26 protein-coding genes and 5 tRNA genes are annotated in these 26,944 nt (G+C 55.5%); 18 read left to right on the top strand and 13 right to left on the bottom strand.

Annotated elements, in window-relative coordinates; genetic code table 11:
• Positions 1–13 precede the first annotated feature (13 nt).
• Positions 14–2,206 (top strand): S46 family peptidase, encoded by a 2,193-nt coding sequence (locus tag JYB85_RS15530; protein WP_207380010.1) that lies wholly within the window; start codon positions 14–16, stop codon positions 2,204–2,206.
• A gap of 111 nt (positions 2,207–2,317) precedes the next feature.
• On the opposite strand, the gene rplI is transcribed toward JYB85_RS15530, so the two are convergent.
• From rplI to rpsF, 4 genes are read right to left on the bottom strand one after another with little or no spacing between them, the layout of a single operon-like run.
• A complete protein-coding gene (rplI, locus tag JYB85_RS15525; protein WP_207380009.1) occupies positions 2,318–2,767 on the bottom strand; it encodes a 50S ribosomal protein L9 in 450 nt (149 codons plus the stop codon).
• Between the two features lie 36 nt (positions 2,768–2,803).
• Positions 2,804–3,031: a 30S ribosomal protein S18 gene (rpsR, locus tag JYB85_RS15520; RefSeq protein ID WP_011761169.1), complete on the bottom strand. Its 228-nt coding sequence runs from the start codon at positions 3,029–3,031 to the stop codon at positions 2,804–2,806.
• 12 nt (positions 3,032–3,043) lie between these two features.
• On the bottom strand, positions 3,044–3,349 hold the full coding sequence (priB, locus tag JYB85_RS15515) for a primosomal replication protein N (RefSeq protein WP_207320843.1): 306 nt from the start codon (positions 3,347–3,349) through the stop codon (positions 3,044–3,046).
• A gap of 8 nt (positions 3,350–3,357) precedes the next feature.
• Positions 3,358–3,759, bottom strand: a complete 402-nt coding sequence (gene rpsF, locus JYB85_RS15510; RefSeq protein WP_207320842.1) for a 30S ribosomal protein S6 — start codon at positions 3,757–3,759, stop codon at positions 3,358–3,360.
• 226 nt (positions 3,760–3,985) lie between these two features.
• Here rpsF and JYB85_RS15505 point away from each other — a divergent pair, with 226 nt between their 5' ends.
• Entirely contained in the window at positions 3,986–4,729 is a 744-nt protein-coding gene (locus JYB85_RS15505; protein ID WP_207380008.1) for a DUF481 domain-containing protein, read from the top strand.
• A 56-nt stretch (positions 4,730–4,785) separates the two neighbouring features.
• Here JYB85_RS15505 and tolC read toward each other — a convergent pair whose 3' ends face one another.
• The gene (tolC, locus tag JYB85_RS15500; protein WP_207380007.1) at positions 4,786–6,093 is read right to left on the bottom strand and encodes an outer membrane channel protein TolC; all 1,308 of its coding nucleotides are present in this window, start codon (positions 6,091–6,093) and stop codon (positions 4,786–4,788) included.
• A gap of 237 nt (positions 6,094–6,330) precedes the next feature.
• On the opposite strand from tolC, the gene nudF reads away from it, so the two are divergent.
• The 7 genes from nudF (at position 6,331) to parC (ending at position 14,269) form a co-directional block, all read left to right on the top strand.
• Positions 6,331–6,945: an ADP-ribose diphosphatase gene (nudF, locus tag JYB85_RS15495; RefSeq protein WP_207380006.1), complete on the top strand. Its 615-nt coding sequence runs from the start codon at positions 6,331–6,333 to the stop codon at positions 6,943–6,945.
• A 6-nt stretch (positions 6,946–6,951) separates the two neighbouring features.
• Positions 6,952–7,386 (top strand): DUF1249 domain-containing protein, encoded by a 435-nt coding sequence (locus JYB85_RS15490; protein ID WP_407695862.1) that lies wholly within the window; start codon positions 6,952–6,954, stop codon positions 7,384–7,386.
• Positions 7,387–7,401: 15 nt separating this feature from the next.
• Positions 7,402–8,241 (top strand): 3',5'-cyclic-AMP phosphodiesterase, encoded by an 840-nt coding sequence (gene cpdA / locus JYB85_RS15485; RefSeq protein WP_207380005.1) that lies wholly within the window; start codon positions 7,402–7,404, stop codon positions 8,239–8,241.
• A gap of 27 nt (positions 8,242–8,268) precedes the next feature.
• Positions 8,269–8,844, top strand: coding sequence for a YqiA/YcfP family alpha/beta fold hydrolase (locus JYB85_RS15480; RefSeq protein ID WP_207380004.1), 576 nt, complete (start codon positions 8,269–8,271; stop codon positions 8,842–8,844).
• Positions 8,845–8,899: 55 nt separating this feature from the next.
• Positions 8,900–10,789 carry a DNA topoisomerase IV subunit B gene (parE, locus tag JYB85_RS15475; protein WP_207380003.1) on the top strand — a complete coding sequence of 630 codons (1,890 nt, stop codon included), beginning with the start codon at positions 8,900–8,902 and terminating at the stop codon, positions 10,787–10,789.
• 100 nt (positions 10,790–10,889) lie between these two features.
• Positions 10,890–12,002 carry a PQQ-dependent sugar dehydrogenase gene (locus tag JYB85_RS15470; protein WP_228730271.1) on the top strand — a complete coding sequence of 371 codons (1,113 nt, stop codon included), beginning with the start codon at positions 10,890–10,892 and terminating at the stop codon, positions 12,000–12,002.
• Positions 11,999–14,269 (top strand): DNA topoisomerase IV subunit A, encoded by a 2,271-nt coding sequence (gene parC / locus JYB85_RS15465; protein WP_207380001.1) that lies wholly within the window; start codon positions 11,999–12,001, stop codon positions 14,267–14,269. Before JYB85_RS15470 ends, parC begins: the two co-directional genes overlap by 4 nt.
• A 74-nt stretch (positions 14,270–14,343) precedes the next feature.
• Here the strand turns inward: parC and JYB85_RS15460 are convergent, their stop codons facing one another.
• Both JYB85_RS15460 and JYB85_RS15455 read right to left on the bottom strand, forming a co-directional pair.
• Positions 14,344–14,535, bottom strand: a complete 192-nt coding sequence (locus JYB85_RS15460) for a bacterioferritin-associated ferredoxin (RefSeq protein ID WP_207320833.1) — start codon at positions 14,533–14,535, stop codon at positions 14,344–14,346.
• Between the two features lie 209 nt (positions 14,536–14,744).
• Entirely contained in the window at positions 14,745–15,671 is a 927-nt protein-coding gene (locus JYB85_RS15455) for a D-2-hydroxyacid dehydrogenase (protein ID WP_207380000.1), read from the bottom strand.
• A gap of 54 nt (positions 15,672–15,725) precedes the next feature.
• Here JYB85_RS15455 and JYB85_RS15450 point away from each other — a divergent pair, with 54 nt between their 5' ends.
• A complete protein-coding gene (locus JYB85_RS15450; protein ID WP_207320831.1) occupies positions 15,726–16,058 on the top strand; it encodes a DUF3392 domain-containing protein in 333 nt (110 codons plus the stop codon).
• Here JYB85_RS15450 and JYB85_RS15445 read toward each other — a convergent pair.
• From JYB85_RS15445 to rsgA, 5 genes are all read right to left on the bottom strand, one after another.
• Positions 16,055–16,777 (bottom strand): glycerophosphodiester phosphodiesterase, encoded by a 723-nt coding sequence (locus tag JYB85_RS15445; protein ID WP_207379999.1) that lies wholly within the window; start codon positions 16,775–16,777, stop codon positions 16,055–16,057. The genes JYB85_RS15450 and JYB85_RS15445 overlap by 4 nt on opposite strands.
• A gap of 9 nt (positions 16,778–16,786) precedes the next feature.
• Positions 16,787–19,978: a mechanosensitive ion channel domain-containing protein gene (locus JYB85_RS15440; protein ID WP_207379998.1), complete on the bottom strand. Its 3,192-nt coding sequence runs from the start codon at positions 19,976–19,978 to the stop codon at positions 16,787–16,789.
• Between the two features lie 89 nt (positions 19,979–20,067).
• A complete protein-coding gene (locus tag JYB85_RS15435) occupies positions 20,068–20,970 on the bottom strand; it encodes a DMT family transporter (RefSeq protein WP_228730128.1) in 903 nt (300 codons plus the stop codon).
• Entirely contained in the window at positions 20,967–21,830 is an 864-nt protein-coding gene (asd, locus tag JYB85_RS15430; protein ID WP_207379997.1) for an archaetidylserine decarboxylase, read from the bottom strand. The genes JYB85_RS15435 and asd overlap by 4 nt, the downstream gene beginning before the upstream one ends.
• A 37-nt stretch (positions 21,831–21,867) precedes the next feature.
• Complete coding sequence (gene rsgA, locus JYB85_RS15425; protein ID WP_207379996.1) at positions 21,868–22,923, bottom strand: small ribosomal subunit biogenesis GTPase RsgA; 1,056 nt, start codon at positions 22,921–22,923, stop codon at positions 21,868–21,870.
• Positions 22,924–23,035: 112 nt separating this feature from the next.
• On the opposite strand from rsgA, the gene orn reads away from it, so the two are divergent.
• The 7 genes from orn to JYB85_RS15390 all read left to right on the top strand — a co-directional run bounded on the left by orn (position 23,036) and on the right by JYB85_RS15390 (position 24,939).
• Positions 23,036–23,581: an oligoribonuclease gene (gene orn / locus JYB85_RS15420; RefSeq protein ID WP_207320826.1), complete on the top strand. Its 546-nt coding sequence runs from the start codon at positions 23,036–23,038 to the stop codon at positions 23,579–23,581.
• Between the two features lie 177 nt (positions 23,582–23,758).
• Positions 23,759–23,834: transfer RNA gene (locus JYB85_RS15415), tRNA-Gly, on the top strand.
• 38 nt (positions 23,835–23,872) lie between these two features.
• A tRNA-Gly gene (locus JYB85_RS15410) sits at positions 23,873–23,948 on the top strand.
• Positions 23,949–23,986: 38 nt separating this feature from the next.
• A tRNA-Gly gene (locus tag JYB85_RS15405) sits at positions 23,987–24,062 on the top strand.
• Positions 24,063–24,100: 38 nt separating this feature from the next.
• Positions 24,101–24,176: transfer RNA gene (locus JYB85_RS15400), tRNA-Gly, on the top strand.
• Positions 24,177–24,214: 38 nt separating this feature from the next.
• Positions 24,215–24,290 (top strand) — tRNA-Gly (locus JYB85_RS15395).
• Positions 24,291–24,483: 193 nt separating this feature from the next.
• The gene (locus tag JYB85_RS15390; protein WP_207323254.1) at positions 24,484–24,939 is read left to right on the top strand and encodes a hypothetical protein; all 456 of its coding nucleotides are present in this window, start codon (positions 24,484–24,486) and stop codon (positions 24,937–24,939) included.
• A gap of 142 nt (positions 24,940–25,081) precedes the next feature.
• Here the strand turns inward: JYB85_RS15390 and JYB85_RS15385 are convergent, their stop codons facing one another.
• Positions 25,082–25,270 (bottom strand): hypothetical protein, encoded by a 189-nt coding sequence (locus JYB85_RS15385; RefSeq protein WP_207323300.1) that lies wholly within the window; start codon positions 25,268–25,270, stop codon positions 25,082–25,084.
• Between the two features lie 124 nt (positions 25,271–25,394).
• On the opposite strand from JYB85_RS15385, the gene JYB85_RS15380 reads away from it, so the two are divergent.
• A complete protein-coding gene (locus JYB85_RS15380) occupies positions 25,395–26,885 on the top strand; it encodes an NAD(P)H-hydrate dehydratase (protein ID WP_207379995.1) in 1,491 nt (496 codons plus the stop codon).
• Positions 26,886–26,944: the final 59 nt, after the last annotated feature.

Raw genomic sequence — 26,944 nt, 5'->3', positions numbered from 1 at the left:
TTAAGGAATGCACATGCGTAACGCTCTGGCGGTAACCTTGTTGCTGTCTTCCGGCATCGCCATGGCCGACGAAGGTCAGTGGCAACCATATCAGATGCCGTCCATCGCCGACAAACTCAAATCCCGTGGCATTGAGATCCCAGCCAAGGAGCTGGCAGACTTAAGCCAATACCCGATGAACGCTGTGGTGGGTCTGGGCTATTGTACCGCCAGTTTCGTATCCCCCCAAGGGTTGGCGGTAACAAATCATCATTGTGCTTATCGAGCCATCCAATTTAACAGTGATGCCCAGCACAATTACCTGGAACAGGGCTTCCTGGCAGCCAGTCTTGAGCAGGAACCGTCGGCCGGCCCCAATGAGCGCCTGTATGTGACCGAAGCCGTAACAAATGTGACCGCTGAGGTGACGGCGAAACTCAGTGACGATCCGCTCACCCGTTATGAGCAGATAGACGCCAACCAGAAGGCGCTGATCAAGGCCTGCGAGGCCGATGACAATTACCGTTGCTCGGTGCGCAGTTTCCACAATGGTTTGGAATACTACCTGATTAAGCAGCTCATTATCCGCGATGTGCGTCTGGTGTATGCTCCGCCGGAAAGTGTCGGCGCCTACGGTGGCGACATAGATAACTATGAGTTCCCCCGCCACAGTGGCGATTTCAGCTTTCTGCGGGCCTATGTGGGCAAAGACGGCAAGCCGGCGTCCTATGCCAAGGACAATGTGCCCTATCAGCCCAAGAGTTTCCTTAAGATCAATGCCGGCGGCGTTAAAGCCGGTGAGGGCGTCTTTGTGGCCGGTTATCCCGGTACCACTAACAGATATAGACTGACCTCGGAGCTCAAATTTGCCAGCGATTGGCTTTATCCGACCCAGGCCAAACGCTTTCAGTCCCGTATCGACACCGTCAATGCCATGGGCGCCGAGGACGAGGCGCTGGCCATAAAGTATTCCGGCACCAAGGCGGGCATGGCCAACCGCATGAAAAAGCTCAATGGCTTGTTGGATGGCTTCAGGGCCACAGACATAGCCGCCATCAAGCAGCAGCGGGAAGATGAATTCCGCGCCTGGTATGCCAGCCAGCAAGGAGATAACACCCTGGTCGCCAGCCTGGAGGACTTGGTAGCCGAGCAGGTCCAACAGATCCAGACCCGCTACTATTTTGATAACGCCCAGTCCAGCGATCTGCTGCAGGCGGCTATCGCCTTGTATCGTTTGGCCAAGGAGCAACAAAAGCCGGATGAAGCGCGGGAGCAGGGCTTCCAGGAACGAGACATGAAGCTGTTTGCGGCCAAGCTCACGCGTTTGGATGCCAGCTTCGACAAGCGGGTCGATAAGACGCTGTGGCTGGCCGATTTGCAGGCTTACCTGGCCCAAAGCAATAGAGTGGCGGCATTGGATGCCTTCTTTGGGGATAAAGGCCCTGAGGCGCTCGCGGCTGAGCTGGAGGGTTTCTATGCTGCCAGTGAGTTGGGCGCGCAGGATAAGCGTTTGGCCTGGATCGGTAAGCCGCCGGCGGAGTTTGAAGCAAGTCAGGATCCTTTTATCCGCCTCGCCGTCGCTTTGTTCGATACCAACATGGCATTGGAAAAAGCCGATAAGACTCTGGAAGGCAAACTCAGCATAGCGCGCCCGGCCTACATGCAGGCGCTCATTGATTACAACAAGGCCAAGGGCTGGCCGGTTTATCCCGATGCCAATGGCACCTTGCGGATCAGCTATGGCATGGTGGATGGCTACCAATCCCGCGACGCTCTGTACAAGCAACCCTTTACCAAGCTTGACGGTATAGTTGCCAAACACACAGGGGTGGCTCCATACAAGGCGCCGCAGAAATTACTGGATGCGATTAAGGCCGACGATCTGGGGCAGCACAGGGTTGCTTCCGTTTATCAGGATCCCCGCAGCTGGTTGTGTCGCTTGTTTTCCTGCCTTGAAAAGGTCGAGGACTTCAACTCGGTGCCGGTGAATTTCCTCTCCAGTGTCGACACCACGGGTGGCAATTCTGGTTCACCGGTATTCAACGGCCGTGGCGAGTTGGTGGGGCTCAACTTTGACTCCACCTACGAGGCCATTACCAAGGACTGGTTCTTCAATCCTGAAATTACCCGCGCCGTGCATGTGGATATTCGTTACATACTGTGGATGATGGACAAGGTTGACCATGCCCAGAACTTGCTGGATGAGCTGCAGTTGGTTCGCGATTGATACTTTGCATTGAAAAGCCAGGCAAAGCGCCTGGCTTTTTATGTCTGTTTGTGGAACAACACATAAAAAAAACACCGCCGATTGGCGGTGTTTTTCTTGGGTCAAATCTGATTATTCAGCAACAACAGTTACTTTAACAACAGACTTAACTTCAGCGTGCAGCTGTACTTCAACTTCGAAGTCACCAGTGGTGCGCAGAGCACCCAGTGGCAGACGAACTTCGGACTTGGCCAGTTCAACACCGGCAGCAGTCACAGCGTCAGCGATGTCACGGTTGCCTACAGAACCGAACAGCTTGCCTTCGTCACCGGCTTTAGAAGCGATAACAACGGCTTCCAGAGCAGCGATCTTCTCGGCACGCTCGGTAGCAGCAGTCAGCTCGGCAGCCAGTTTGGCTTCCAGTTCAGCGCGACGAGCTTCGAATACTTTGGTGTTTTCTTCGTTGGCTACAACGGCTTTACCTTGAGGCAGCAGGAAGTTACGAGCGTAACCGGCCTTAACTGCAACTTGGTCACCCAGGTTGCCCAGGTTTGCGATTTTATCAAGCAGAATAACGTTCATTATCAAATCCTCTCTAAATAGGCTTCAATGCTGGAATTACTGATGCAGATCAGTGTATGGCAGCAGAGAAAGATAACGAGCACGCTTGATAGCACGAGCCAGTTGGCGCTGATATTTTGCACTGGTACCAGTGATACGGCTTGGAACGATTTTGCCGCTCTCAGTGATGTAGTTCTTCAGAGTAGCAATATCTTTGTAATCGATTTCTGCAACACCTTCAGCGGTGAAACGGCAGAACTTGCGACGACGGAAATAACGTGCCATTTTGACAGTCTCCTAAGTTTTCAATTCGACATTTTCGGCGTGCAGTACCAGGCGGCTTTGGCCATTGCGATTCTGTTGAAGCGCGATAAAACCTTGTACCTGAATCTCCACACCTGCTTTCAGCTTGTCTGCGATGCACTCAAAGTGCTTGCCGCTCATCACTACCTGTATCAGGCAGTAGACGTTTCTTGGCAACTCGGCCTCAAAACGTTGGCTCCGGTGTTCCAACTGGATCACACAGTGTGGGATCCCTGCTGGGCTGTTAAAGCGTCTGGCCCGAATAACGGTGCCAGCCAACACCAGGTGATTGGCGGTCACAAATAAACTTACTCAGCGATTTCTTCAGCGTTTTCTTCGGCTTCTTCAGCGGCTCTGTCGCTATGGGCGCTACGACGTGCATCGCGCTCATCTTTGGCTTTGGCCATTGGAGAAGTTTCGGTGATGGCACCCTTGGTACGCATAACCATGCTACGCAGAACAGCGTCGTTGAAACGGAAAGCAGTCTCCAGCTCTTCAACAGACTCGGCAGTGGCTTCAACGTTCATCAGAACGTAGTGGGCCTTGTGCAGGTCTTGGATTGGGTAAGCCAGTTGACGACGACCCCAGTCTTCCAAACGGTGGATTTTGCCGTTAGCTTCGGTGATAACACCGGTGTAACGCTCAATCATACCAGGTACTTGTTCACTCTGATCTGGGTGAACCATAAATACGATTTCGTAATGACGCATTTATTGCTCCTTACGGTTAGTAGCCTCGTTATTGACTCAGTCGGATCAAATCTGGAGGCAAGGAACGAATTAAAGTGACTGATTAAGGCGCGAAATGGTACATAAAGCAGGCCGGAAACTCAAGCAATAACTTTGCCTGCATAGCGGCAGAGGTTATGATTGGCCCTCGTTTTGGCTTTGTGAGCCAATTGTCCGGCAGCAAGCGGTAAAATTCACAATAATGACCATGAAAAGAACAGTGACGGTTTTGGGGACGCTTCTCCTTTCATCTCGAGCCTTTGCCTTGGTTCCTCCCGACTATCAGGATCCTCCGAGCGACTTTCGGGCGGAGATAGAGGCCGGGTTGCAGATCAATACCGGCAACACCGAATCCACCAGCTTTAACGGTCGCACCAAGTTGGTGTATGACACCCGCAAGGCCAAGCAGGAGGCGGTGATAAAAGGCTACTTTGCTTCCGATTCCGAAAAGACCACTGCCGAAAAATACGAGCTGCAATTGCAGTCCAACTACAAGATTTCCCCCGGCTACGTCTTTGGTCGCGGCGATTTCAGCTGGGATCAATTCGGCAGCTACACCCATCAGTCCACCATGTCTGTCGGTTATGGTTTTGATGCGATCAAAAGTTACAAGACCAAGCTGAGTCTCGAAATCGGTCCCGGTTACCGCTACAACCAACCCATAGACAGCATCGATGATCCCAATCCCGAAGCCAAATCCGATGTGATTTTGCGCACCGCGGCCAAGTTTGAGCAGCGGTTGCACGAATACACCAGTTTCGGTGCCGATTTGACCGGTGAGATAGGGGAGGAGAACACCACAGTGACCCTAGATATGGGGCTGAAAAGTATCCTGTTCCAGGATTGGGCATTCAAAATCGGCGTCAATGTCCGTTACACCGAAGTGGTGCCGGCTGGCAGTGAGCAGACGGATACCACCACCACCTTCAATTTGCTGTACACCTTCCAGTGATCAAACACGGTCAATAAAAAAGCCGCCCTTGGGGCGGCTTTTTTGGTTTCACATTATCAGAGACTCTTGAGGCCACTGTTAATGGCAATCACGTCATCCTCTGTGAGGGTGCCAGCGGCTTGCTTTAGCGCCATGACGGAACTGATATAGCTGTAGCGGGCTTCTGACAATTTACGCTTGGAATCGTACAGATCACGGGTACGGTTCAGCACGTCAACTATGGTACGGGTTCCCACTTCGAAACCGGCCTGGGTGGCTTTCAGGGCGCTCTCGGAAGAGACCACTGATTGCTCATAGGCGCGGATCGAGCTGATGGACGCGGCCACGTTGTTAAAGTTGTTGCGCACATCCTTGACTACCCGGCGATAGGTTTGCTCCAGCTTCTCGCTGGCTTCCACATAACGGAACTGTGCCTGGTCGACCTTGGAGCTGACCTTGAAGCCTTCAAAAATTGGAATGCTCAGGGTCAGGCCCACGTTGGACTTGTCAAAATCGGGCTCGTTTGCATCACCCGCCTTTTGTTCAATGCCCTTGGTGTAACCGGCATTCATGCTCAGGGACGGCATATGGCCGGCCTTGTACAGTGTGATAGTTTCCTGGGCAATGTCCTTGCCGATGCGCTGGGCCATCAGATCCAGGCTGCTGGACTCCGCCATCTTCAGCCAGTCGGCAGAATTGTTTGGCGTGGGGACAGAAGCGCTGAACCTGTCGGTATCGAGCACGTTGATAGACTTGTGATCTATGCCGGTGATTTCGCGCAACGCTTCGTAGCTGTTGGCCAGGGTGTTTTCTGCCAGAATTTCGGTGGCCGAGGCCAGGTCAAACTGGGCCTGGGCTTCGTGCACGTCGGTAATGGCGGTCAAACCCACGGCAAAACGCTGCTTGGTTTGCTCCAACTGACGCTCGATGGCACGCTTTTCTGCACCGCGGAACTCGTAGCTATCCTTGGCGGTCAGCACATCGAAGTAGGCCTTGGTTACCCTGGTAATCAGGCTTTGCAGCGCAGACGCGTAGGCCGAGTCAGCCTGTGAGGCAGCCTTTTCGGCCAGGCTCAGGCCTATCCAGGCGCTGTGATCATAGATCACCTGGGTTAGCTTGACGCCGCCCGAGATACCACTGGTGTCCTGGCCAGGATCGCTCCAGTTCTTGGCATAGCCAATGCTGCCGCTGATGGTGGGCAGCAGGGGTGAACGGTTTTCTTCAATTTGAGCGTAAAGGGTGTCGCGTTGAGCCTTGGCTTGCAGCACCAGAGGATCACTGGTCAGCGCCTGTTGATAGATTTGCAACAGATCGTCGGCCTGCACTGCTTGTGCAGACGCCGCCAGGGTCAAAGCCGCGCACAGAGAACGGATCTTGAATTTCATTGGCTGTCCTTATTAGACAAATAGCCCTTATGAGGGGTATTAACTGGTTTAAACTGAATGCCTTTGTATTCAGGCGGTTTGCGCTTCCCGACGCTTCCCAATACAGCTAAAAGTTAATGGCTCAGATACTAAAAAATCAACCGTTTTAAAGTCAAACCGGAAGTGTAACAGATTTTATTTTAAATTAATGGCCAAAAGGACTGATAATAGTGGCAAAACAGCCCAGGGAAATTCCAGATGATAAAACGCTTTTTTGGCCGGGAAGACGTTGAAGTGCTTGGTGAAAGAACCGCTTTCAAAGGTTTTTTCACCCTGAAGGAGTATCGCTTCCGTCATCGGTTGTTTGCCGGTGGCTGGAGTCAGGAAGTGACCCGGGAGGTGTTCGAGCGCGGCCATGCCGTGGTGGTCCTGCCCTATGATCCTCGCAGGGATCAGCTGGTGCTGATTGAACAGATACGTTTTCCGGCAGTCGAAACCAGTAATAACCCCTGGTTGCTGGAGCTGGTGGCCGGCATGATAGACGCAGGGGAATCTCCGGAGCAGGTCGCCGAGCGGGAATTGCTTGAAGAGGCCGGGTTGAAGGCCAGGGCGGTTCACAGGGTAGGCAGCTATCTCGCCAGCCCCGGGGGGACCAGCGAACGTTTCTATTTCTATTGGGCCGAGGTCAATGCCGATGAGGCCTGCGGTATCCATGGCCTGGCCGAAGAGCATGAAGACATCCGGGTCCATGTGCTGGGTCGTGAAGAAGCCTACAATTTGGTGATCCAGGGCGAAATTGACAATGCCTCGACCCTGATAGGCTTGCAGTGGTTGCAACTCAACCATGAGAAATTACGTCGAACAAGTGAGTGATAGATATTGATCCTGAACAGAGCTAAACCCCGTTATCAACCCGACGTGAATCGCTTTCTGGCGCTTTGCGGGCGCAACTATGCCTTAATCCTGCGTTGGCTGCCCAGAGATTGGCCCGAGGGACAGAAGTTGAGGGCACAGGGAACCAAGGGGCATTTATTGCTTACGTTGCAGGAAAATACCCGTTATACCCAGCTGGTGGAAATCAGTCGTCCTCTGGGCGGGGAACCACTGGTAAGAGATCCGAAACTCTTGGTTCGGATTTACCATGATGCTAAATTAGCGGAAGTGTTAACTGGACAACAGATTTCCCTCCTCAGTGCAGTGTATGATTACCCGAACGTCTGCATGTACCAGAGTGATGAAAAATATCAGGTAAATGCGTTCCTGGAAGACTTATTGACCATTGGCTGCCGTCACGCACTGGCAGTGCAATCCTGACCTTGGGTATTCAAAGTGCTGAAAGAGGCCGTTTCTTATCAACTGCCAGAGGGAGAGAGTCTGCGTCTTTTGCAGATCACCGACCCACATCTGTTTGCAGATCATGAAGGTGAACTGTTGGGGGTTAATACCGCCAGCAGCCTTCAGGCCGTGCTTGATACCTACAAAACCTCTGATTTTCACGCCCAGCTAATGTTGGCTACCGGCGATATCAGCCAGGATTTTTCTGCCGACTCCTATCGCAATTTTGTTAAAGCCGTGGCGCAATTGGATATGCCCTGTCATTACCTGCCCGGCAATCACGATGACCCACGTATCATGCACCTGCACATGCAGGGCTACAGGGTATTTGGCCAGCAACGTATTTTGGCCGCAGGCTGGCAAATATTGATGCTCGACTCAACCGTGCGCGGAAAACCCGGTGGACACATGGCGGAGGCGCAATTTGCCATAATAGAGGCGGCAATTGCTGCCCATCCCGATCTGCACACCCTCTTGGTTATGCACCACAATCCGGTGTTGGTGGGCAGTGCCTGGCTGGATCAACATTGTATGGACAATGGCGAGGAGTTTCTCGAACGGGTTGGTCGCTATGCCAATGTCAGAGGCGTGCTCTGGGGTCATGTGCATCAGCAGCTCGACAGCAGCTATCAGGGGCGCCATGGTGCTATTCAACTGATGGCAACGCCGTCAACCTGTATTCAGTTTGAACCCAAATCGTCCTTTTTTGCCCTCGACAGCCGCCAGCCGGGCTTCCGTTTGCTGGAGCTTGGTGCCGATGGTAGCATTCACAGCCATGTTCAGCGGGTTGCAGGCGACAGCTTCGCTCCCGATAACAGTGCCAGCGGTTACTGATAAGCTGTGACCGCAGCGTGAGGACCTATGCTGCTCTACATTCATGGCTTCAATTCATCTCCCGACTCGGAAAAAGGGCGGGTGACTGCTGATTATGTGCGTCGCTGCCATCCGCAAGTTAACCTGGTTCAGCCACAATTGCCCTGTGATACACGGGCCGCCATGGCGCTGCTTGGTGAGCTGTGCGAGCAGGCGTTGGCCAAGGGAGAAACCCTGAGTTTTATCGGCTCTTCCCTGGGTGGCTTTTATGCCAGCTTCCTGGTACAGCGTTACGGTGGCAAGGCGGTCCTTATCAATCCGGCGGTGGCACCCTATCATTTGTTTGATGAGTTTCTCGGCCCCCAGCACAATCCCTACACGGGAGAGGATTACCAGGTGCTGCCGGAGCATAAAGATGCTTTGCTGGACTTTGATTTGCCCGCAATAGCCAACCCGGAACGTTTTTTTGTATTATTGCAAACCGGCGACGAGGTGCTCGATTACCGCGACGCGCTGACCAAATACCATTGTTGTGAGATGCTGCTGCAACCCGGAGGCGATCACAGTTTTATCGGCTATGGCGCCCAGCTGCCTGCCATAGGCCGGTTTTTACAGTTACCTTGACAAATCGACACGCCGGGCCGCACCATGGCCTGAATAACGATATAACAATTGCGCTATGACTAACCAATACACCTCTGATGCCATTGAAGTGCTTAACGGATTGGATCCGGTTAAGCGTCGCCCCGGTATGTACACCGATACCACCCGTCCAAATCACCTGGGTCAGGAAGTCATAGACAACAGTGTGGACGAAGCCCTGGCGGGACATGCGACCCGCATCGATGTCACCTTGCACACCGACAACTCCCTGGAGGTCATTGACGATGGCCGTGGTATGCCGGTGGATATCCATCCGGAAGAAGGCATTCCCGGGGTCGAGCTGATCCTTACCAAGTTGCACGCGGGCGGTAAGTTTTCCAACAAGAACTATCAATTCTCCGGCGGTCTGCACGGGGTGGGTATTTCCGTGGTTAACGCCCTGTCGAAACGGGTGGAGATCACTGTGCGCCGTGATGGTCAGGTGTACGACATGGCCTTCGCCAATGGTGACAAGGTGGAAGAACTGCGGGTCAGCGGCACCTGTGGTCGCCGCAACACAGGCACCCGGGTGCATTTCTGGCCCGATGCCAGCTATTTTGACTCGGCCAATTTTTCCATTACCAAGCTGACCCATCTGCTCAAGGCCAAGGCCGTGCTTTGCCCAGGTCTGAGGATCAAGTTCACCAACAAGCACACGGGTGAAGTGCTGGAATGGTTCTATGAGGCGGGTCTGCCGGACTATCTCAAAAGTGCTCTGGGCGATGTGCCCATGCTGCCGGAAGAGCCCTTTATCGGCAGTTTCAGCGGCAATCATGAGGCGGCCGATTGGGCCATTACCTGGCTGCCGGAGGGCGGCGAGTGTCTCAATGAAAGCTATGTCAACCTGATCCCGACGCCGCTGGGTGGTACCCATGTGAACGGTTTCCGCCAGGGACTGCTGGAGTCCATGCGTGAGTTCTGTGAATTCCGCAATCTCATTCCCCGCGGTATCAAGCTGTCACCGGAAGATATCTGGGACAGATCGGCCTACATCTTGTCGATCAAGATGCAGGATCCCCAATTTGCGGGCCAGACCAAGGAAAAACTGTCCAGTCGCCAAAGCGCAGCCTTTGTCTCCGGCATAGTGCGTGATGCTTTTTCCCTGTGGCTCAACAGCCACACGGACCTGGCCGAAGCTCTGGCGGAGATGTGCATCAGCAACGCTCAGAAAAGGCTCAAGGCTGCCAAAAAGGTGGCCCGTAAAAAGGTCACCTCGGGACCGGCCTTGCCCGGCAAGCTGACCGATTGCAGTGGTCAGGATCCCATGCGCTCAGAGCTGTTTCTGGTGGAAGGGGACTCGGCCGGTGGCAGTGCCAAGCAGGCCAGGGACCGCGAGTTTCAGGCGATCATGCCGCTGCGGGGCAAGATCCTCAACACCTGGGAAGTGGATGCCTCTCAGGTGCTTGCCTCCCAAGAAGTGCACGATATTTCGGTGGCCATAGGTTGCGATCCCGACAGTGAGGATATTTCCGAACTGCGTTACGGTAAAATCTGTATCCTCGCCGACGCCGACTCTGATGGACTGCATATTGCGACCCTGCTGTGTGCCCTGTTCCTCAAGCATTACCGGGTGCTGGTGGAGCGCGGTCATGTGTATGTGGCCATGCCGCCCTTGTTCCGCATCGACATAGGCAAGGACGTATACTATGCCCTGGATGAGGCGGAAAAAGATGGCATACTGGATCGGATTGCTGCCGAAAACAAAAAGGGTAAGGTGCAGGTGACCCGCTTCAAGGGCCTGGGTGAAATGAACCCGCTGCAGCTGAGGGAAACCACCATGGATCCCAACACCCGTCGCCTGGTGCAATTGACCATAGACGATACAGAAGACACCCTGGCCATGATGGACATGCTGCTGGCAAAGAAACGTGCCGGCGATCGCAAAACCTGGCTGGAAACCAAGGGTGATTTGGCGTCACTGCTGTGATGCCAGCCGTTGCCGATAACCAAAACGATTAGGCATGAAGATACGGATAATGAGTAACAAGAGCAGGACATCTCCCGCAGCCTGGTTGCTGACCTTGTCAATGGGCGCCATGGGAGCAGCCGAGGCCGCAACCCAGTCGATCATGATAACCGTCACCAAGGGCTTTGGTCTGACCCTGTACGCCTCGGATGTGGGCGATGCCAAGCAGTTGGCCCTGGGCAGCGATGGTACCCTGTTTGTCGGTTCCGGCAAGAGCGGCACCATACAGGCGCTGGTGGACAGCAATCAGGATGGGCGGGTGGACAAACGCTACACCATAGCCAAGGGGCTGGAAAATCCCAGCGCCATCGCCTTTCATGACGGTTCCCTGTACGTGGCGCTGGAAGATCGCATAGTGCGCTATGTGGACATAGAACAGCGCCTGCGTCGTCCAGGTCGCCCCAAAGAAGTGTACGACAGGTTGCCGAGCGAGAGCCGCAAGAGCGATCGGGCCATGGCTTTCGGTCCCGACGGCCGTTTGTACGTAGCCATAGGCGCGCCCTGCAATGTCTGTGAATCCGAGGCGCCCTTTGGCTCCATCATAGCCGTCAATGTGGACTCGGGCGCCAGTGAGCAGATTGCGACCGGCGTGCGCAGTGTCCATGGTTTCGATTGGTCACCCCTCGATGGCAAGCTGTGGTTTGTGGATACCGGCCGTGACTGGATGGGGGATAACCTGCCTCCGGACGAGGTCAACCGGGTTGAGCAGAAGGGCGCTCATTACGGTTTCCCCTATGTCCATGCCACCGACATTCTCGAGCCGGCCTATGAAAAGCCGGAAAACCTCAAGGTGACACCGCCGGTATTTGAACTGCCGGCCCACGTATCCCCCATGGGGGCGTTGTTTTATCGCGGCGGGCAATTCCCCGAAAGTTATCGTCAACAACTGTTTATTGCCGAAAACGGCTCCTGGAACCGCTCCAGCAAGATTGGCTATCAGATAGTGGTGCTGTCACTGGAGGGGAACAAGGTACTCAAGCGTGAGACCCTGGTGAGTTTTCTTGATGGTGAATTCCCGGTGGCCAGACCCCATTCCATGGTGATGGCCGCTGACGGTTCGCTGTACATCTCGGACGATCTCAAGGGCAATATTTACCGTCTTTATTACCGCGATGCCGAGTCAGACGCGGAGCCGGAAGTGCAGCCGGAACCTGTACAGGAAGCACAAGAATGAGTGACGCTATAGATCTCAGCCTCGATGGCGTGGAGCAGATGCCACTTAGGCGCTTCACCGAGGAGGCTTACCTCAATTATTCCATGTACGTGATCATGGACCGGGCGCTGCCACACATAGGTGACGGTCTTAAGCCGGTGCAGCGCCGCATAGTCTACGCCATGAGCGAATTGGGCCTGTCGGCCCAGAGCAAACACAAGAAGTCGGCCCGTACCGTGGGTGACGTTTTGGGTAAGTATCACCCCCACGGCGACAGCGCCTGTTATGAAGCCATGGTGCTGATGGCCCAGCCCTTTTCCTACCGCTACCCGCTGGTGGACGGTCAGGGCAACTGGGGGGCGCCGGACGATCCCAAATCCTTCGCTGCCATGCGTTATACCGAGGCCAGACTGTCGCGTTTCTCCGAGGTGCTGCTGAGCGAGCTGGGGCAGGGCACTGTGGATTGGGGCGTCAACTTCGACGGCACAATGAAAGAACCGCGGGTATTGCCGGCGCGCTTGCCACACATTTTGCTCAATGGCATCACGGGTATCGCCGTGGGCATGGCGACCGATATTCCGCCCCACAATGCCCGCGAGCTGGCCAATGCCTGTATTGAATTGCTCGACAATCCCAACACCGAATTGTCACGGCTGATGGAGTTGGTACCGGGGCCGGATTATCCCACCGAAGCCGAAATCATCACCCCGGCCGAAGATTTGACCCGCATTTATGAAAGTGGCCGCGGCTCCCTGAAAATGCGCGCCGTCTGGAGCCTGGACAACGGTGAGATAGTGATCACTGCCTTACCCCACCAGGCCAGCTCCGGCAAAATTCTGGAGCAGATTGCTGCCCAGATGCAGGCCAAGAAGCTGCCCATGGTGACTGATCTGCGCGACGAGTCCGACCATGAAAACCCGGTGCGCCTGGTCATAGTGCCACGCTCCAACCGGGTCGACAGCGAGCAGCTGATGGCGCACCTGTTTGCCACCACGGATCTGGAAAAGAGCTTCCGCATCAACCTTAACGTGCTGGGACTGGACGGCCGTCCCCAGGTCAAGGGGCTCAAGGCCATGCTCAGCGAGTGGCTGGTATTCCGTACCGAGACGGTAAGACGCAGACTGCAATACCGTCTGGATAAGGTGCTGGCCAGATTGCACATACTCGAAGCCCTGATGATTGCCTTCCTCAATATTGATGAAGTAATTGAGATCATCCGCTTCCACGACGAACCCAAGGCCGAATTGATGGCCAGGTTCAACCTCAGCGACAAGCAGGCCGAAGCCATACTGGAACTCAAGCTGCGCCATCTGGCCAAGCTGGAAGAAATGAAGATCAAGGCCGAGCAAAGCGAACTGGAAGCCGAGCGCGATAAGCTGGAGCAAATTCTGGGTTCCGAGCGCCGCCTGAAAACCCTGATCAAGAAAGAGCTGACCCAGGATGCCGAAACCTACGGTGATGAGCGCCGCTCGCCACTGGTTGTGCGCCAGGAGTCCCGTGCTCTCACAGAGCAGGAGCTGACGCCCACCGAGCCGGTGACCGTAGTCCTGTCCGAGAAGGGCTGGGTGCGCTGCGCCAAGGGCCATGACATAGATGCCGCCGGCCTGTCTTATAAGGCCGGAGACAACTTCCTGTGCAGTGCCATGGGGCGCAGCAACCAGCAGACGGTGTTTATCGACAGCGGTGGTCGTGCCTTCTCTACCGATACCCATACCCTGCCGTCGGCCAGAAGTCAGGGTGAGCCCATTACCACCCGCTTCAATCTGGCCCCGGGGGAAACCATGGAGCATGTGCTCCTGGGTGACGAGCAGCAGTGCTTCCTGATGGCCAGCGACGCGGGATATGGCTTTATCTGTACCTTTGCCGACATGGTGTCCCGCAACAAGGCGGGTAAGGCGCTGCTGAGTCTGCCGGCCAATGCCAAATCCCTGCCACCACGAAGAGTGGAAAAGGATGCCAATATGTCGATTGTGGCCATTACCAACGAAGGCCGGATGCTGGTGTTCGGTGTCGAGGCCCTGCCACAATTGGCCAAGGGCAAGGGTAACAAGATCATCGGCATTCCATCTGAGCGGGCCAAGCTCAGGGAAGAACTGCTGACTCACCTGCATCTGGTGCCGGCGGATTCGTCGGTGACCCTGTGGGCCGGTAAGCGCAAGCTGACCTTAAAGCCTGCGGATCTCGAACACTACCGCGGTGAGCGGGGGCGTCGAGGCGCCAAGCTGCCACGGGGATTGCAGCGGGTCGACAGTGTAGAGCTGGGTGGCGATGAAGCACCAAGCTTGTAATAGCTGATGCAATTGCCCAATAAAAAACGCTGCCCAAGGCAGCGTTTTTTATTTGATTCAGTGCGGGTTCTGGATCAGGCGACTTCGTAGTAATTCGGCTCCACGTCCAGTTGCCTTTGGATCACTTCGGCGGCCATCTTGGCGCACTTGCCACATTGGCTGGCAACCCCCAAACGCTTTTTAACATCGCTCAGGCTGCAATCGCCCTTGCTGACGGCGTCCTTAATCTGGGTATCTGTGATGGCATAACACACGCAAACGTACATGAAATGGCTCCCGCTTGAAGATGACAGGATTATAAATGAAAACGGTTCTCATCCGTAATAACGGTTTTTTATAAGGAAGGCGCAAAAAATGGGCAGTCGTTATCGTTAAAAGCAGTAAAAACGGGCCGGAAACGGTGCGGCTGCGCGTAAGCTATGGCGCTGCCTGATTTTTTGCAGCCAAACCGCGCCGAGCCCGTGTCTTTGAGCGCTCAATAGCCCCGCTCGAAATTGACCTGATGGGTGAGAGGCTCACCCTTGAGCAGCAGGTGATAGTTGCTGCTGAAGATCTCGGCCACCTGTTCCGGAAAGCTGGGGGCAGCTATATGGGGGGTGATGATCACATTGTCCCTGTCCCAAATGGGATGATCCTGGGGCAGGGGCTCCTGGTTGAACACATCCAGCACCGCCTGTTGTTCCGGCTGGTTTTGCAGCTGCGTTGCCAGGGCGTCGAGGTCGAGCACATCGCCCCGTCCCAGGTTAAACAGCACGGCGCCGGGCTTCATCAGCGCCAGCATTTGGGCGCTGAGGGCACCGCGGGTTTCCGGGGTGCTGGGAAGAATGCTGGCGATGGCATCGGCGCCGGCGATAAATTCCGGCAGGGCGTTCAGGGTGGCGACCCGATCAAAACCGGCGGTGGGTTTGGCGCTGCGGTTGATGCCGGTCACCTTCATGCCGAAGTGCTTGGCGGTGGCCGCCAGGTGTTTGGCAATGGAGCCTGTGCCCAGCAGCAACAATTCCTGCCCCTGCAGGGTGCGGTAGCTGCCCGGCAACCAGATCTTTTGCTGTTGCTGGCTGCGGTATTTGTCGTGCTCCCGCTGGCGTGCCAGCAGGTAACCGAACAGGTACTCACTCATCAGTGGGCCGAAAATGCCGCGCACATTGGTGAGACAATAATCCCGTCTTTGTCTGGGCTTGACCAGGAGATCGACACCGGCAAAGGTGGACTGCATCCAACGCAGTTGATCGGCATGGGCGAGCAGGGGGGCGGCCAGGGCGGGCTCGGCCAGCCAGATGTCGGCACGGCGGATATTGGCGGGGTCATCGTCCAGCAATTGCAGTCCCGGCAGGTGACAGGAGGCCAGCAGCTGGCGGTAACGCTCATTTTCCCGGGTAAGTAACAGAAGCTTGTGTGACATGGGGGCTTGCTCTTATTCTTGTTGTTATTTTCCTATCATAACGATTTTCAAACCATGGACACAATTGTCACCCTGCTCAAAGACCTCGCCTATCCCATTTACCCCTGGATGAACCAGGTGGCTACAGCCATAGTGGCCTGCCTGATGCTGGTATTTGCCCCTGATATCAACCGCACCCTGCGCCGCTGGGTTGGGGCCCGTTCCTTCTTCGTTCGCACCCTGCTGTTTATTCTGGTCAACGCCTTCGTCTATGGCCTGCTGATCGTCGGTCTGAGCCCCTGGCTGGCGCGGCAACTGGTGCAGGTACCGCCCTTATGGCTGCTGGCATTGCTTTGTGGTCTGTTTGTGTTTATCGGCGTCTGGGCCCAGCGCCAAAGACAGATTTAGTCAAACCAGTGGCCGTAATCACGCACTGAGGCAACTGCCAGCGCCGCTTGGGCGCGGTCGGGATAATTGGCGAAGATGCCATCGACCCCCAGTTGCCTGAGGGCTTGGATTTCATCGGCATCATCCACAGTGTAGACATAGACCTTCACCCCGCGCCTGTGGGCATCATCTACCATGGCGCGGCTGATAAAGTCCACGTCGAGATGTATGGAATAGGCACCAAGAGAGCCGGCCACGGCGGCCAGATCCAGCGGCAATGACCCCAGCAGTGGTGCCAGTCTGGCCTTTGGCAGCTGTTGCCGCAACTGCGCCAGATAAGGGTGGTTGAAGGACGACAGCAGCAGCTGCTCAGGGCTGAAGCCCAGTTCGGCAATAGCCCTGTGGTACAAGGGCACGAGCGGCGCTACAGTCCCCTGGCCCTTGAGTTCAATATTGACCAGGCAGCGGCCACGAATAAGCTCCAGCACCTGCCACAGGCTGGGCACTGCTTCTCCCCGGACCCTGACTTTGCTGAGTTCTGCCAGGGTCTTATGGCGGATAAAACCCTTGCCATCGCTTTTACCTTCGAGCCTTCGGTCGTGGAACACCATCAGTTCGCCCTCCACCGCATGGATATCCAGCTCTATGGCCTCGGCTCCCAGCTCCAGCGCCTTTTCCATGGCGGCCAGGGTGTTCTCCGGCGCATAACCACTGGCGCCCCTGTGCGCAAATATCAGCATATTCGGTCCTTATCGGCTCAGCTGCAGGCCCTGCTGGCCACCAAGCTGGTTAATGGTGATTTCCATTTGTGGGTACGCCAGTTCCAGCTGGTTTTCCCTGAGTTTGGCGCTGATACGCTTGTGCAGGTCGTGACGCAGCGGCCAGCGGTTACCCATGTCCTTGGCATAAGCACGCACCTCATAGTCCTGGGTGTGTTTGCCAAAACCGGCAAACCAGACTTCGGCTTCCGGGGTTTGCAAGGCGTATTGGCATTCCTTGATGGCCTGATACAGGGTGGCTTCAACCCGGGCAGGATCCGAATCCCTGGCCACGGACACATAGACTGTCACCCTGGTGATGGGGTCCGACAGCGACCAGTTGACCAGCTGCTCGGTAATGAAGGCCTTGTTGGGCACTATGATCTCTTTGCGATCCCAGTCGATGATGGTGGTGGCGCGAATTTGGATCTTGCTGACGGTGCCGGTGAGATCGCGAATTGTGACCGTATCGCCGATACGGACCGGTTTCTCAAACAAGATGATGAGGCCCGAAATAAAGTTGGCGAAGATCTCCTGCAGGCCGAAACCCAAGCCCACAGACAGGGCGGCCACCAACCATTGCAGTTTGGACCATTCCATGCCGAAGGTGGAAAAACCTACCAGGCCACCTATCAGCACCACCAGATAGCGGCTGACAGTGGTGATGGCAAAGCCGGTACCGGGAGTCAGATCCAGCCGCTGCAACAGCACCAGCTCCAGCAAGCCCGGCAGGTTGGTGGCTATCATCAGTGAAAAACCCACTATGATTGAGCCAAACAGCACGGATTTAAGGGTAATGGGCAGGGGTTGCTCTAGACCGTTGATATTGGTGCTGCTGGTCCAGAGGGTAATGCCATCGAGGAAGGAGAACAGCGCCGAGTGGGTTTGGCTCCACAGGCCTATCAGGCTGGCGAGAAAAGCCAGCAGCAAGAGTGAACGCACCAGCCCCAGTGACTGGCTGGAGATGGTCTCCAGATCCACCTTGGGTTCCTCATAGGTGTCCATGCCGTCGCTGGATACGGCTTCTCCCCGCTCCCTTTGGGCCAGCTTCTCGGCCCGTTTGGCCTTGGCTCGGTCAAAGGCGATGCGCCGCCTCTCGATCAGCATCCAACGTTTAATCAATTGGAACAGCAACAGGAACCCCAGCCCCAGCAGCAGCGACAGTTGCAGTTGCAGCAACATTTGGAAGGCACTGAAGTAGTAGCCCCGAATGGCGAGCACGGCCGCCAGCGGCGGGGTGACCAGCAGTAGGGTCCACAGCAAGCGCTGCAGCAGTTTGCTGTTTTTGCCACCGGGCGTGGGTTCCTGATGGCGACGCAGCAGCGCCAGCACATCCTTGTACAGCCACAGCAGCAGGAGACACACCAGAATAAAAGCGCCGCGCCCCAGGCTGTTGCGCACCAGAGATACCTCAAGCACCTCACTCATGCCGATAATACCTACCAGTGGCAGGGCTATGACCAAGGTGAGATTGCAGCGTTTCAAAATCTGCTCCACCAGGACCTTGGGCCGTTTGAAGTGGCCAACCAGCAAGCCCTTGTCCTGGCACAGTAACACCACCAAACGTTGCAGCCAGTAGAGGCAGCCCATGGCCAGTAATCCCATACCCACGGCCTGTACCATGTTGCGCTCTGACAGCAGCCAAATACTGCCCGCGAGTATAATGACGGTCGGGCGGAGCAAGGAAAAACCCAAGGTATAAATCAGGGCCTTGAAGGTGAAGATGAAATTATCCTGGGTAACGTTACCGACACTGACCAAACAGCTGTCCATGGCCCTGTGGTAAAGGGGGGTGATCAGATCCTGCAATATCAGACTGAGCACCAATACCAGAATCCACCAGTACCAATAGTCCAGCTGCTCATCCAGAGCCAAAGACAGTTGATCCCACTGGGCCTGTTGCACCAGCCACACCAGACTGCGATGCACATCTATCAGCCATAGTTTGCCGATGGCTGCGGCATTGGGAACCCAGAACAGGTGCTCGCTGAGAGTGCTTTTCAGCTGATGGTGTTGCTGGGTCAGTTGGTCATAACTGACCTTGAGCTTGCCCAATTCCCCAAGCAACTGGTCATGGCTCTCCAGCAATTGCCCCAGTAGTGTTTGTTGGGACTGTAATAAAGCTTGTTGGTCCTTGCTGAACAGGCCGCTGCTGCCCAGTTGCTCTTCATTGATGGCCAGCTGTTGCTCCAATTGGTAGCGCGCCAGACGCAGATCGGCAATTTGGTTTTGCAGCTGGTCGACATTGGGTACCTTGGGCAGAGACTGCAGCATCTGCAGGAATCTGTCGCCAAACGCCGCATTGGTTTTAACCCAGGTCAGTTGCTCTTGAATGCTGCCAAGCTGCTGGGCCTGATGCTGGTAACGCTTTTCGGCTTTTTCCTGCAGCTCCAGTACATTGTTTATCTGTAGCGTCAGGGTCTGCAGCTTTTGGCCGTAGAGGGCATTGTCGTGCCTGAGCTGTTCGCTGACGGGATCGCCCTTATCGGCAGATTCAATCCGGCTGTCTGCCAGGGTCGCAGCCGTCTGCTGCTGCCGCTGCTCATTGCCGGCGCGATTGAGACGCTCTATTAACTGTTCCTGCTGCACCAGTAGCTGGCGGGTGAGTTGCAGTTCCAGTTGCCTGAGTTCGATACGCTTCTGACTGCTGGCCTGTTCATTTTCCAGGGTCAGCAGGGACTGTTCATAGAAATTACGCTGCAACAATTGCAGCTGACCTCTGGGGGTGTCAGCCGGGGCCAAAGGTGCTTTTTGGTGTTGCTGCAGATTTTGTCTGGCACTCTCTATGGCGCCCGGTAAAGCGTTGTGGCGGGCCAGCAGGGCATTGACCTCCTGGGTCAGTGCGGCTTCGCGCTCCTTGAGGTTGGACAATTGTACATAGGCAGCCTCGGACTGGCTGGCCAAGGCCTTTCTTTTGCTCAGTGGCAAATCCTTGAGTGCGGCCAGCATTTCTTCACGCAGAGCCTGTTGGCGGGCATCGAAGCCCAGCAGGGCCTGCTGATAGTCACTGGCCTGCTGCGCCAGAGCCCGGGTGCTGGCGGCCAGCTCAGTGGCCTGTTTATCCATGGGTTCGGGCGCCGTGGTGGTGGCTGTCAGCCCCAGGCGTTTATCCAGCTGCAGTGAGGGATTTGCGCCGGCGACCAGGGGAAGAAGAGTAAAAACAAAGAGTAAAATACGCAGCATGCTAACCGAACAGAACAGGATAATCTGCGGCCCATGTTAGCCAAATCATGGTGCAATTGATATGCGCAGCGGAGGGATTTTGCCCTGACTCAAGCGTCCTTTTGCTGGCGGCGTGATCTGTGGCTCTGCTGGGTTTCAAATACCGCAGTGGCGACCACCAGGGCACCGCCCAGCAAGGTCTTGCCATCGAGTCCTTCCCCGAGAATGAACAGTGCCAGCAGGGCGCCGTACAGGGGCTGCAGACAGGACACCAGGCCCACGGTTTTGGCGCTCAGACGCCGCAGCGCCGAGGTGAACAAGCCATGTGGCAGGGCGGTGAAGGCGACCCCAAGTAACAGCACCAGTTGCCAGCCATCGCTGTCCAGAGCGCCTGGGCCCTGCTGCATGAAGGGGGCCAGGAACAGCGCTGCTACCAGGGTTTGGTAGAACATGGCGTGGGGGCCGCTGTACTGGGCAAAATAGCGTTTGTGCATCAGGTTGCGGGCGGTGAACAGGGCCGCCGACAACACGCCCAGTGCGATACCCAGGGTGACATTGTTCCCCAGGCTGGCTTCGGGGATCAGCAGGGCCACGCCAACCAGTACCGCCAGACCGCAGACCAGATCCATGGCGCGCAAGCGGGTGCCGGTCAGCAGTGGCTCCACCAGCACTGTCATCACAGGATAACTGAAGAAGGCAATCATGCCGATGGCGACCGACGACAGCTGCATGGAGGCGAAGTAGGTCACCCAGTGCAGGCTGACCGTGATCCCAAGTCCCATGGCTATGCCATAGTCCTGCCAGCGCGAAAGTTGCAGGCGCTGACCGCCGAGGCGCACCAGGAGCGCCAGTACCACAGCGGCGATGGCGCTGCGCAGCACGGTAATATCCAGTGCCGGTAAGGGAATGAGTTTGGAGAACAGCGCAGTGCCGCCAAACAGCAACACGGCCAGGTGCAGCTCCAGCAGTCCGGAGCGTTCCTGGCCGCCGTTTGGCGAAGGTGGCTTAATCAATCCTTGATCCTGGCAAAGGGCTCGCCCATGCGGGTGACGCTGCCGGCTTCAACGCCGTCGGCAAAACCGTCGAGGGCATCCTTGGCAAACAACATGACCACAGTGCTGCCGAGTTTGAAGCGACCCATTTCCTCACCCTTCTCCAGGGTGATGGCTTCGGGGCCTTCGGTGGGGTAATCCCAGCTGAACACTTTTTTGCCTGTGGGTGGCGTGACTGTGCCGGCCCAGACGGTTTCAATGCTGGCGACTATGGTCGCACCCACAAGTACCATGGCCAGGGGGCCTTTTTCGGTTTCAAAGATGGCCACAACCCGCTCGTTGCGGGCAAACAGACCGGGGACATTGCGGGCGGTAAGCGGATTAACCGAGAACAGCTCGCCGGGAACATAGGTCATTTTTGACAGGGTGCCCTTGATGGGCATGTGCAGGCGATGATAGTCCTTTGGCGCTAGATAGATAGTGGCAAAGTCACCTTCCGCGAAGCGCTTGGCATCTGCCTCTATGCCACCCAGCAGGGCCAGCGCCGAATAGTGATGGCCCTTGGCCTGGAACAGGCGGCCATCTTCAATGGGGCCCAGTTGGCTGACGGCACCGTCCACGGGCTGCACCATGATGTCGGCATCCGGAGTGATGGGTCGCAGGCCGGGCTTGAGGGCGCGGGTAAAGAAGGCGTTAAAGGTGCGGTAGGCCTCGGGTTGGCTCTCCAGTGCCTCTTGCATATTGATGCCATATTGCTTGATGAACCACTTGATGAAGGCTGTGGTCAACCAACCGGCTTCGGCGGCGGCAAACTTGCCTACAATCCTTGAGATCAAGTGTTTAGGCAGCATGTACTGCAGGGCAATCTTCACTTTGTCCACGTTATTTGTCCTTTAAATCTTTCTATCCGAAATCGTCTTAGTCTTCGCTGCCACGAAAATAGCGGGCATGGCGCTGTTCGTCCAGGCTGGCGATGATCCTGTGATAATTATTGAATCTGTCTTCGCTGATCTTACCCTCGGCCAGGGCAACCTTCAGGGCACAACCCGGATCGTCCAGGTGCTTGCAGTCACGGAATTTGCAGGTGCCGAGGAAGTCGCGAAACTCCACAAAACACCAGCCAACCCTGTCCGCCGGCAGATGCCAGAGGGCAAATTCGCGCACGCCGGGAGAATCTATCAGATCGCCGCCGCTGGGCAAGTGCAGCAATTTGGAGGTGGTGGTGGTGTGCTGGCCCAGCCCCGAGGTTTCGGATACGGCGCCGGTGAGCAGTTCGGCTTCCGGCAGCAGCGAGTTAACTATGGAAGACTTGCCAACACCGGACTGGCCGACAAAGATGCTGACCTTACCGTCGAGCAAATGCTTGATGTCGTCGATACCTTCACCGGTTTTGCTGCTGAGGCGAAACACCCGGTAGCCTATGGCCTGATAGCGTTGCAGCGCTGCCTCGATCTCCGGCTCCTGTTCCGGCGGCAAGAGATCTGTCTTGTTCAGTATGATGGTGGGCTCAATGCCGGTATCTTCGGCGGCCACCAGATAACGATCGATGATCTGGGTGGTGAAAGCCGGTACCACGGAAGACACTATCAAAATCTGGTCTATGTTGGCGGCAATAATCTTGACCCCGTCATAGAGGTCGGGGCGGGTCAGGGTGGAGTGGCGGGGATGCACGGCCTCAACCACGCCGCCAATTGCTGAACCAGACTCTGTGCTCAGACGCACTATGACCTTGTCGCCGGTTACCAGGCTGGCTATGGTGCGGCGGATATTGCAACGAACCTGCTCGCCGTCCTGGGTCTCCACATCGGCGTGTTGACCGAAACGGGAAATCACAGTTGCCGCCTGCTCCTGGCCGAGGGAACTATCATTAATTTCAGTAAGTTGATTTTCCGTGCTGCCGCGGCTCAGGCGTTTCTCGTGATTGGCCCGCATCCGGCGCAATTGACCGTGGCTCAGGGGTTTCTTTTTACTCACAGGGTGTCTTCGTCAATTAGATGATGTTGTGTTGCTATAAAAAGCAGTATGATACACGGTCTTTGATTAAAAAGCCTGAAATTAAGGCCCCTGGATACTTTGAGGCAGGTATATGACTGCGGATGCGAGAAATCTTATTTGGATAGATCTGGAAATGACCGGGCTTGAGCCCGAGGTTGACCGAGTGCTGGAAATTGCCACCCTGGTGACAGATCAAGAGCTGAATATTATTGCGCAGGGACCGGTATTGGCTATTCATCAATCCGATGAGGTATTGGCGGCCATGGACGAGTGGAACCAGACGCATCATGGTGCCTCCGGCCTGATTGACAGGGTCAAGGCCAGCAAGGTGGATGAAGCCCAGGCCGTGGCCGAGACCATTGCCTTTCTGGAACAGCATGTGCCCAAGGGCGCGTCACCCATGTGTGGCAACAGCATAGGTCAGGACAGACGTTTCCTGAACAAGTACATGCGTGAACTGGAAGACTTCTTTCACTATCGCAATATTGATGTCAGTACAATCAAAGAGTTGGTTAAGCGTTGGCAGCCAGAGGTGATGAAAGGTTTCAGCAAACAAGGCAGCCATCAGGCCCTGATGGATATTCAGGAGTCCATTGCCGAGCTCAAGTTCTACCGGGACAAGGTATTTAAAATTTGAGCGATTGATAGCGAAAGCGCAAAATGGGGGTTGCAGGCCAATGAAATTTTCATATAATGCGGCCTCGTCTTTGCGCTGGCTCGTGAATAGCGATAAAGATGCGATATGACATTAGCTCGGTTACCGTTGGAAAGGTTGATGCCTGAAAACAGTGATAGCAGCAAGATGTCAAGAGATGCGACATTAGCTCAGTTGGTAGAGCGATACCTTGCCAAGGTATAGGTCATCGGTTCGAACCCGATATGTCGCTCCAAATTTCAGATTAGCGGCATCTTTAAAGCTGCATGCGATGCGACATTAGCTCAGTTGGTAGAGCGATACCTTGCCAAGGTATAGGTCATCGGTTCGAACCCGATATGTCGCTCCAAATTTCAGATTAGCGGCATCTTTAAAGCTGCATGCGATGCGACATTAGCTCAGTTGGTAGAGCGATACCTTGCCAAGGTATAGGTCATCGGTTCGAACCCGATATGTCGCTCCAAATTTCAGATTAGCGGCATCTTTAAAGCTGCATGCGATGCGACATTAGCTCAGTTGGTAGAGCGATACCTTGCCAAGGTATAGGTCATCGGTTCGAACCCGATATGTCGCTCCAAAATTCAGATTGGCGGCATCTTTAAAGCTGCATGCGATGCGACATTAGCTCAGTTGGTAGAGCGATACCTTGCCAAGGTATAGGTCATCGGTTCGAACCCGATATGTCGCTCCAATTCTCTCTACTTTCCCCCCCAATTTTACTTGATTCAGCAAAGCGTTAATCAACGGCTGACATTTGCCGTGACCGCCTATTTTCGCGCTTGCAGCGGAAACTTGAACTGGCGCAAATCTTTCATTTTCGATAGCTCGCATAATATCACCATAATCTGATGAAGTTTGGCCCAAGCGCTACCGGAGCAGGCATGATGAGAATGCAACAACTGAAAGAATGGCTCGATTACCTGGTGCATTGCCGTCAGGATATGGCCTTACTGTATGGCCGGTTGCAGCAGCAGGCTGATGCCTCCAGGGTGAAATTGCTTTTGGGGTATTTACAGAAACAGCAGGTCCATATAGCCCAGGCCATGGAGGACTATATAGATCAAGCCCAACCCGGGAGCCTCGACGTCTGGTACAAGGACGTGGAGTTTGAGGATTTTCTGCATCGCTGTCAGGCCCTGATGCTGCCGGCAAATATGAATTCTGAAGATGTGTTGGCACTGCATCTTGATCTGGAAAATCGTCTGATTGCCTTGCTTGAGATGCTGGCGCAAAAATCTGCGCACAGTGATACCTGCAGCATGCTTGAGGATCTGGTGCGGGTCGAGCGGGTGCAGCAGCAGAGACTGGTACACAGCGCCCAGAGGATGGAAGATATCTAGCCATTACCACAAGGGCGGTAATTATAGAAAAACCGGTATGTCATACCGGTTTTTTTGTGCCTGTTTGATCTCAAAAAGCGTTAAAAGCATGACCTGGGTCAAAGAATTCAGCTCTGCGGCTCTGGTAGGTTGAGCGGATCCGTCACTGGGTATCGTCATCCTTATCCTGGATGGGTTGGGAGATGGCGCGGTAAAGACCGAACGCTACCAGCAGTATGCAGATGATCAATAATGCCTCTATCAGGATATTGGAATACAGCGGCAGACTGAGCAGCAATACGGCCAGAGCGAGTATCAGCAGTGTAATCAGCATCATCCTAATGCTAGCCATCGGTAAGCTCCATGAAAGTGGAGGAAGAAAGCTCCTAGACTAAAGTGTAGAAACCATCATGGGGCGGTGCCAGAAAATGACGGGATCCGGATCAATAATTCGTTAAATATTCAGGGGATTCCCAATGCCAAATTCAGTGTCCAGCTTACCTATGGCCCTGTATCGGCGAGAACAGATACGCCAAGCCGAATTTGCAGTATGCCAAGGGGACAGTGATGCCCTTTATCAATTGGTGGAACAGGCTGCCGATGCGGCGCTGGCCTTGTTGCGCCTGGAATCCAGGCTGGGGTTGCAAACCGTGCTGCTGGCCGGCAGCGGCAATAACGGCGCCGATGCGCTGGCCTTGGCGAGGTTGATGCTTGAGCGGGGACTGCCGCTGCGGGTACTGGCGAGTGCCGACGGCAAAACGGTGGAACACCGCCGGGCCCAAAAGTCCTTTGAAGCTGCCGGTGGCGTGGTGGAGCCCTACAGCAAAGAAGCGCTGGATGGCGCCGAAGTCATCATAGATGGCCTGCTCGGCAGTGGAACCAATGGTGAACTCAGGGCTGCAATGGCCGGGATAATTCAGGATATCAACGCCAGTGGTGCCTGGGTGCTCAGTCTGGATCTGCCCTCCGGGGTGGATGCCGATACCGGCAACGTTAATCCCATCGCCGTATGTGCTGATATGACCCTGAGCTTTGGTGGCCTCAAGCAGGGGCTGTTTACCTCAAGGGCCAGGCATTTTGCGGGCGAAGTGCGTCTGGCCTCATTGGGGCTGGAAGCGGCATTGTCGCAGGAGACCCCGTCGGCACAGCGGGTCGATGGTCGGTTTCTGAAGGATCTATTGGGGCGCCGCCCCCGTGACAGCCACAAAGGGCAATCGGGCAAGGTGACTGTGATGGGCGGCAATCACGGTATGGCCGGAGCCGTGAGGCTGGCCGGTGAGGCCTGTTTGCGTGCCGGTGCCGGTCTGGTGACTGTGATAAGTCAGCCGGAGCACCAGTTGACCGTTAACGCCAATCGCCCCGAACTGATGTTCTGGGGCTGTGAACTGGTGGACATGGAGGTTTATCTGCGGTTGGGCTGGGCGGATGTCTTGGTACTTGGTCCCGGGCTTGGGCGGGATGACTGGGGTTATAACCTGTTTAAAGCCGTGGGAATGAGCGATAAACCCTGCGTGCTCGACGCCGACGCACTGAACTTCCTCGCCAAGGAGCCCAGGCGGCAGCAGAACTGGGTGCTGACACCGCACCCGGGAGAAGCCGCCCGCTTGCTTGATATGAGTGTTGCCGAGGTGGAGCAGGACAGGTTTGCGGCGGTGCAGAAATTGCAACAAACCTATGGTGGCGTGGTGCTGCTGAAAGGCGCCGGGACCCTCATCTGTGATGGCGAGCAAGTGGTGGTGGCCCCGGTAGGCAATCCGGGATTGGCAAGTGGTGGTTGTGGAGATGTGTTATCCGGTATTATCGCCGCTTTGATGGCACAGGGCTTAGCCCCCATGACGGCGACCATTGCCGGGGTTGTGGTCCATGGTGAGGCCGCCGATCTGGCGGCGGCAGCCGGTGAACGCGGCATGCTCGCCAGCGATTTGATGCCTTTTATTCGCCAATTGGTCAATAGTGATTTAATCTAGGCGGAAATTTTGCCGGCGGCCGGAGTGCGCTCCGGCGCCAATGCAGCAATTTGAACGCC

Origin of the sequence: Shewanella sedimentimangrovi, from assembly GCF_017354965.1 — a bacterium.
Classification (GTDB): Bacteria; Pseudomonadota; Gammaproteobacteria; order Enterobacterales; family Shewanellaceae; genus Shewanella; species Shewanella cyperi.
The sequence above is the reverse complement of the archived record's forward strand: the minus strand, read 5'-3'. Positions and strand labels throughout refer to the sequence as shown.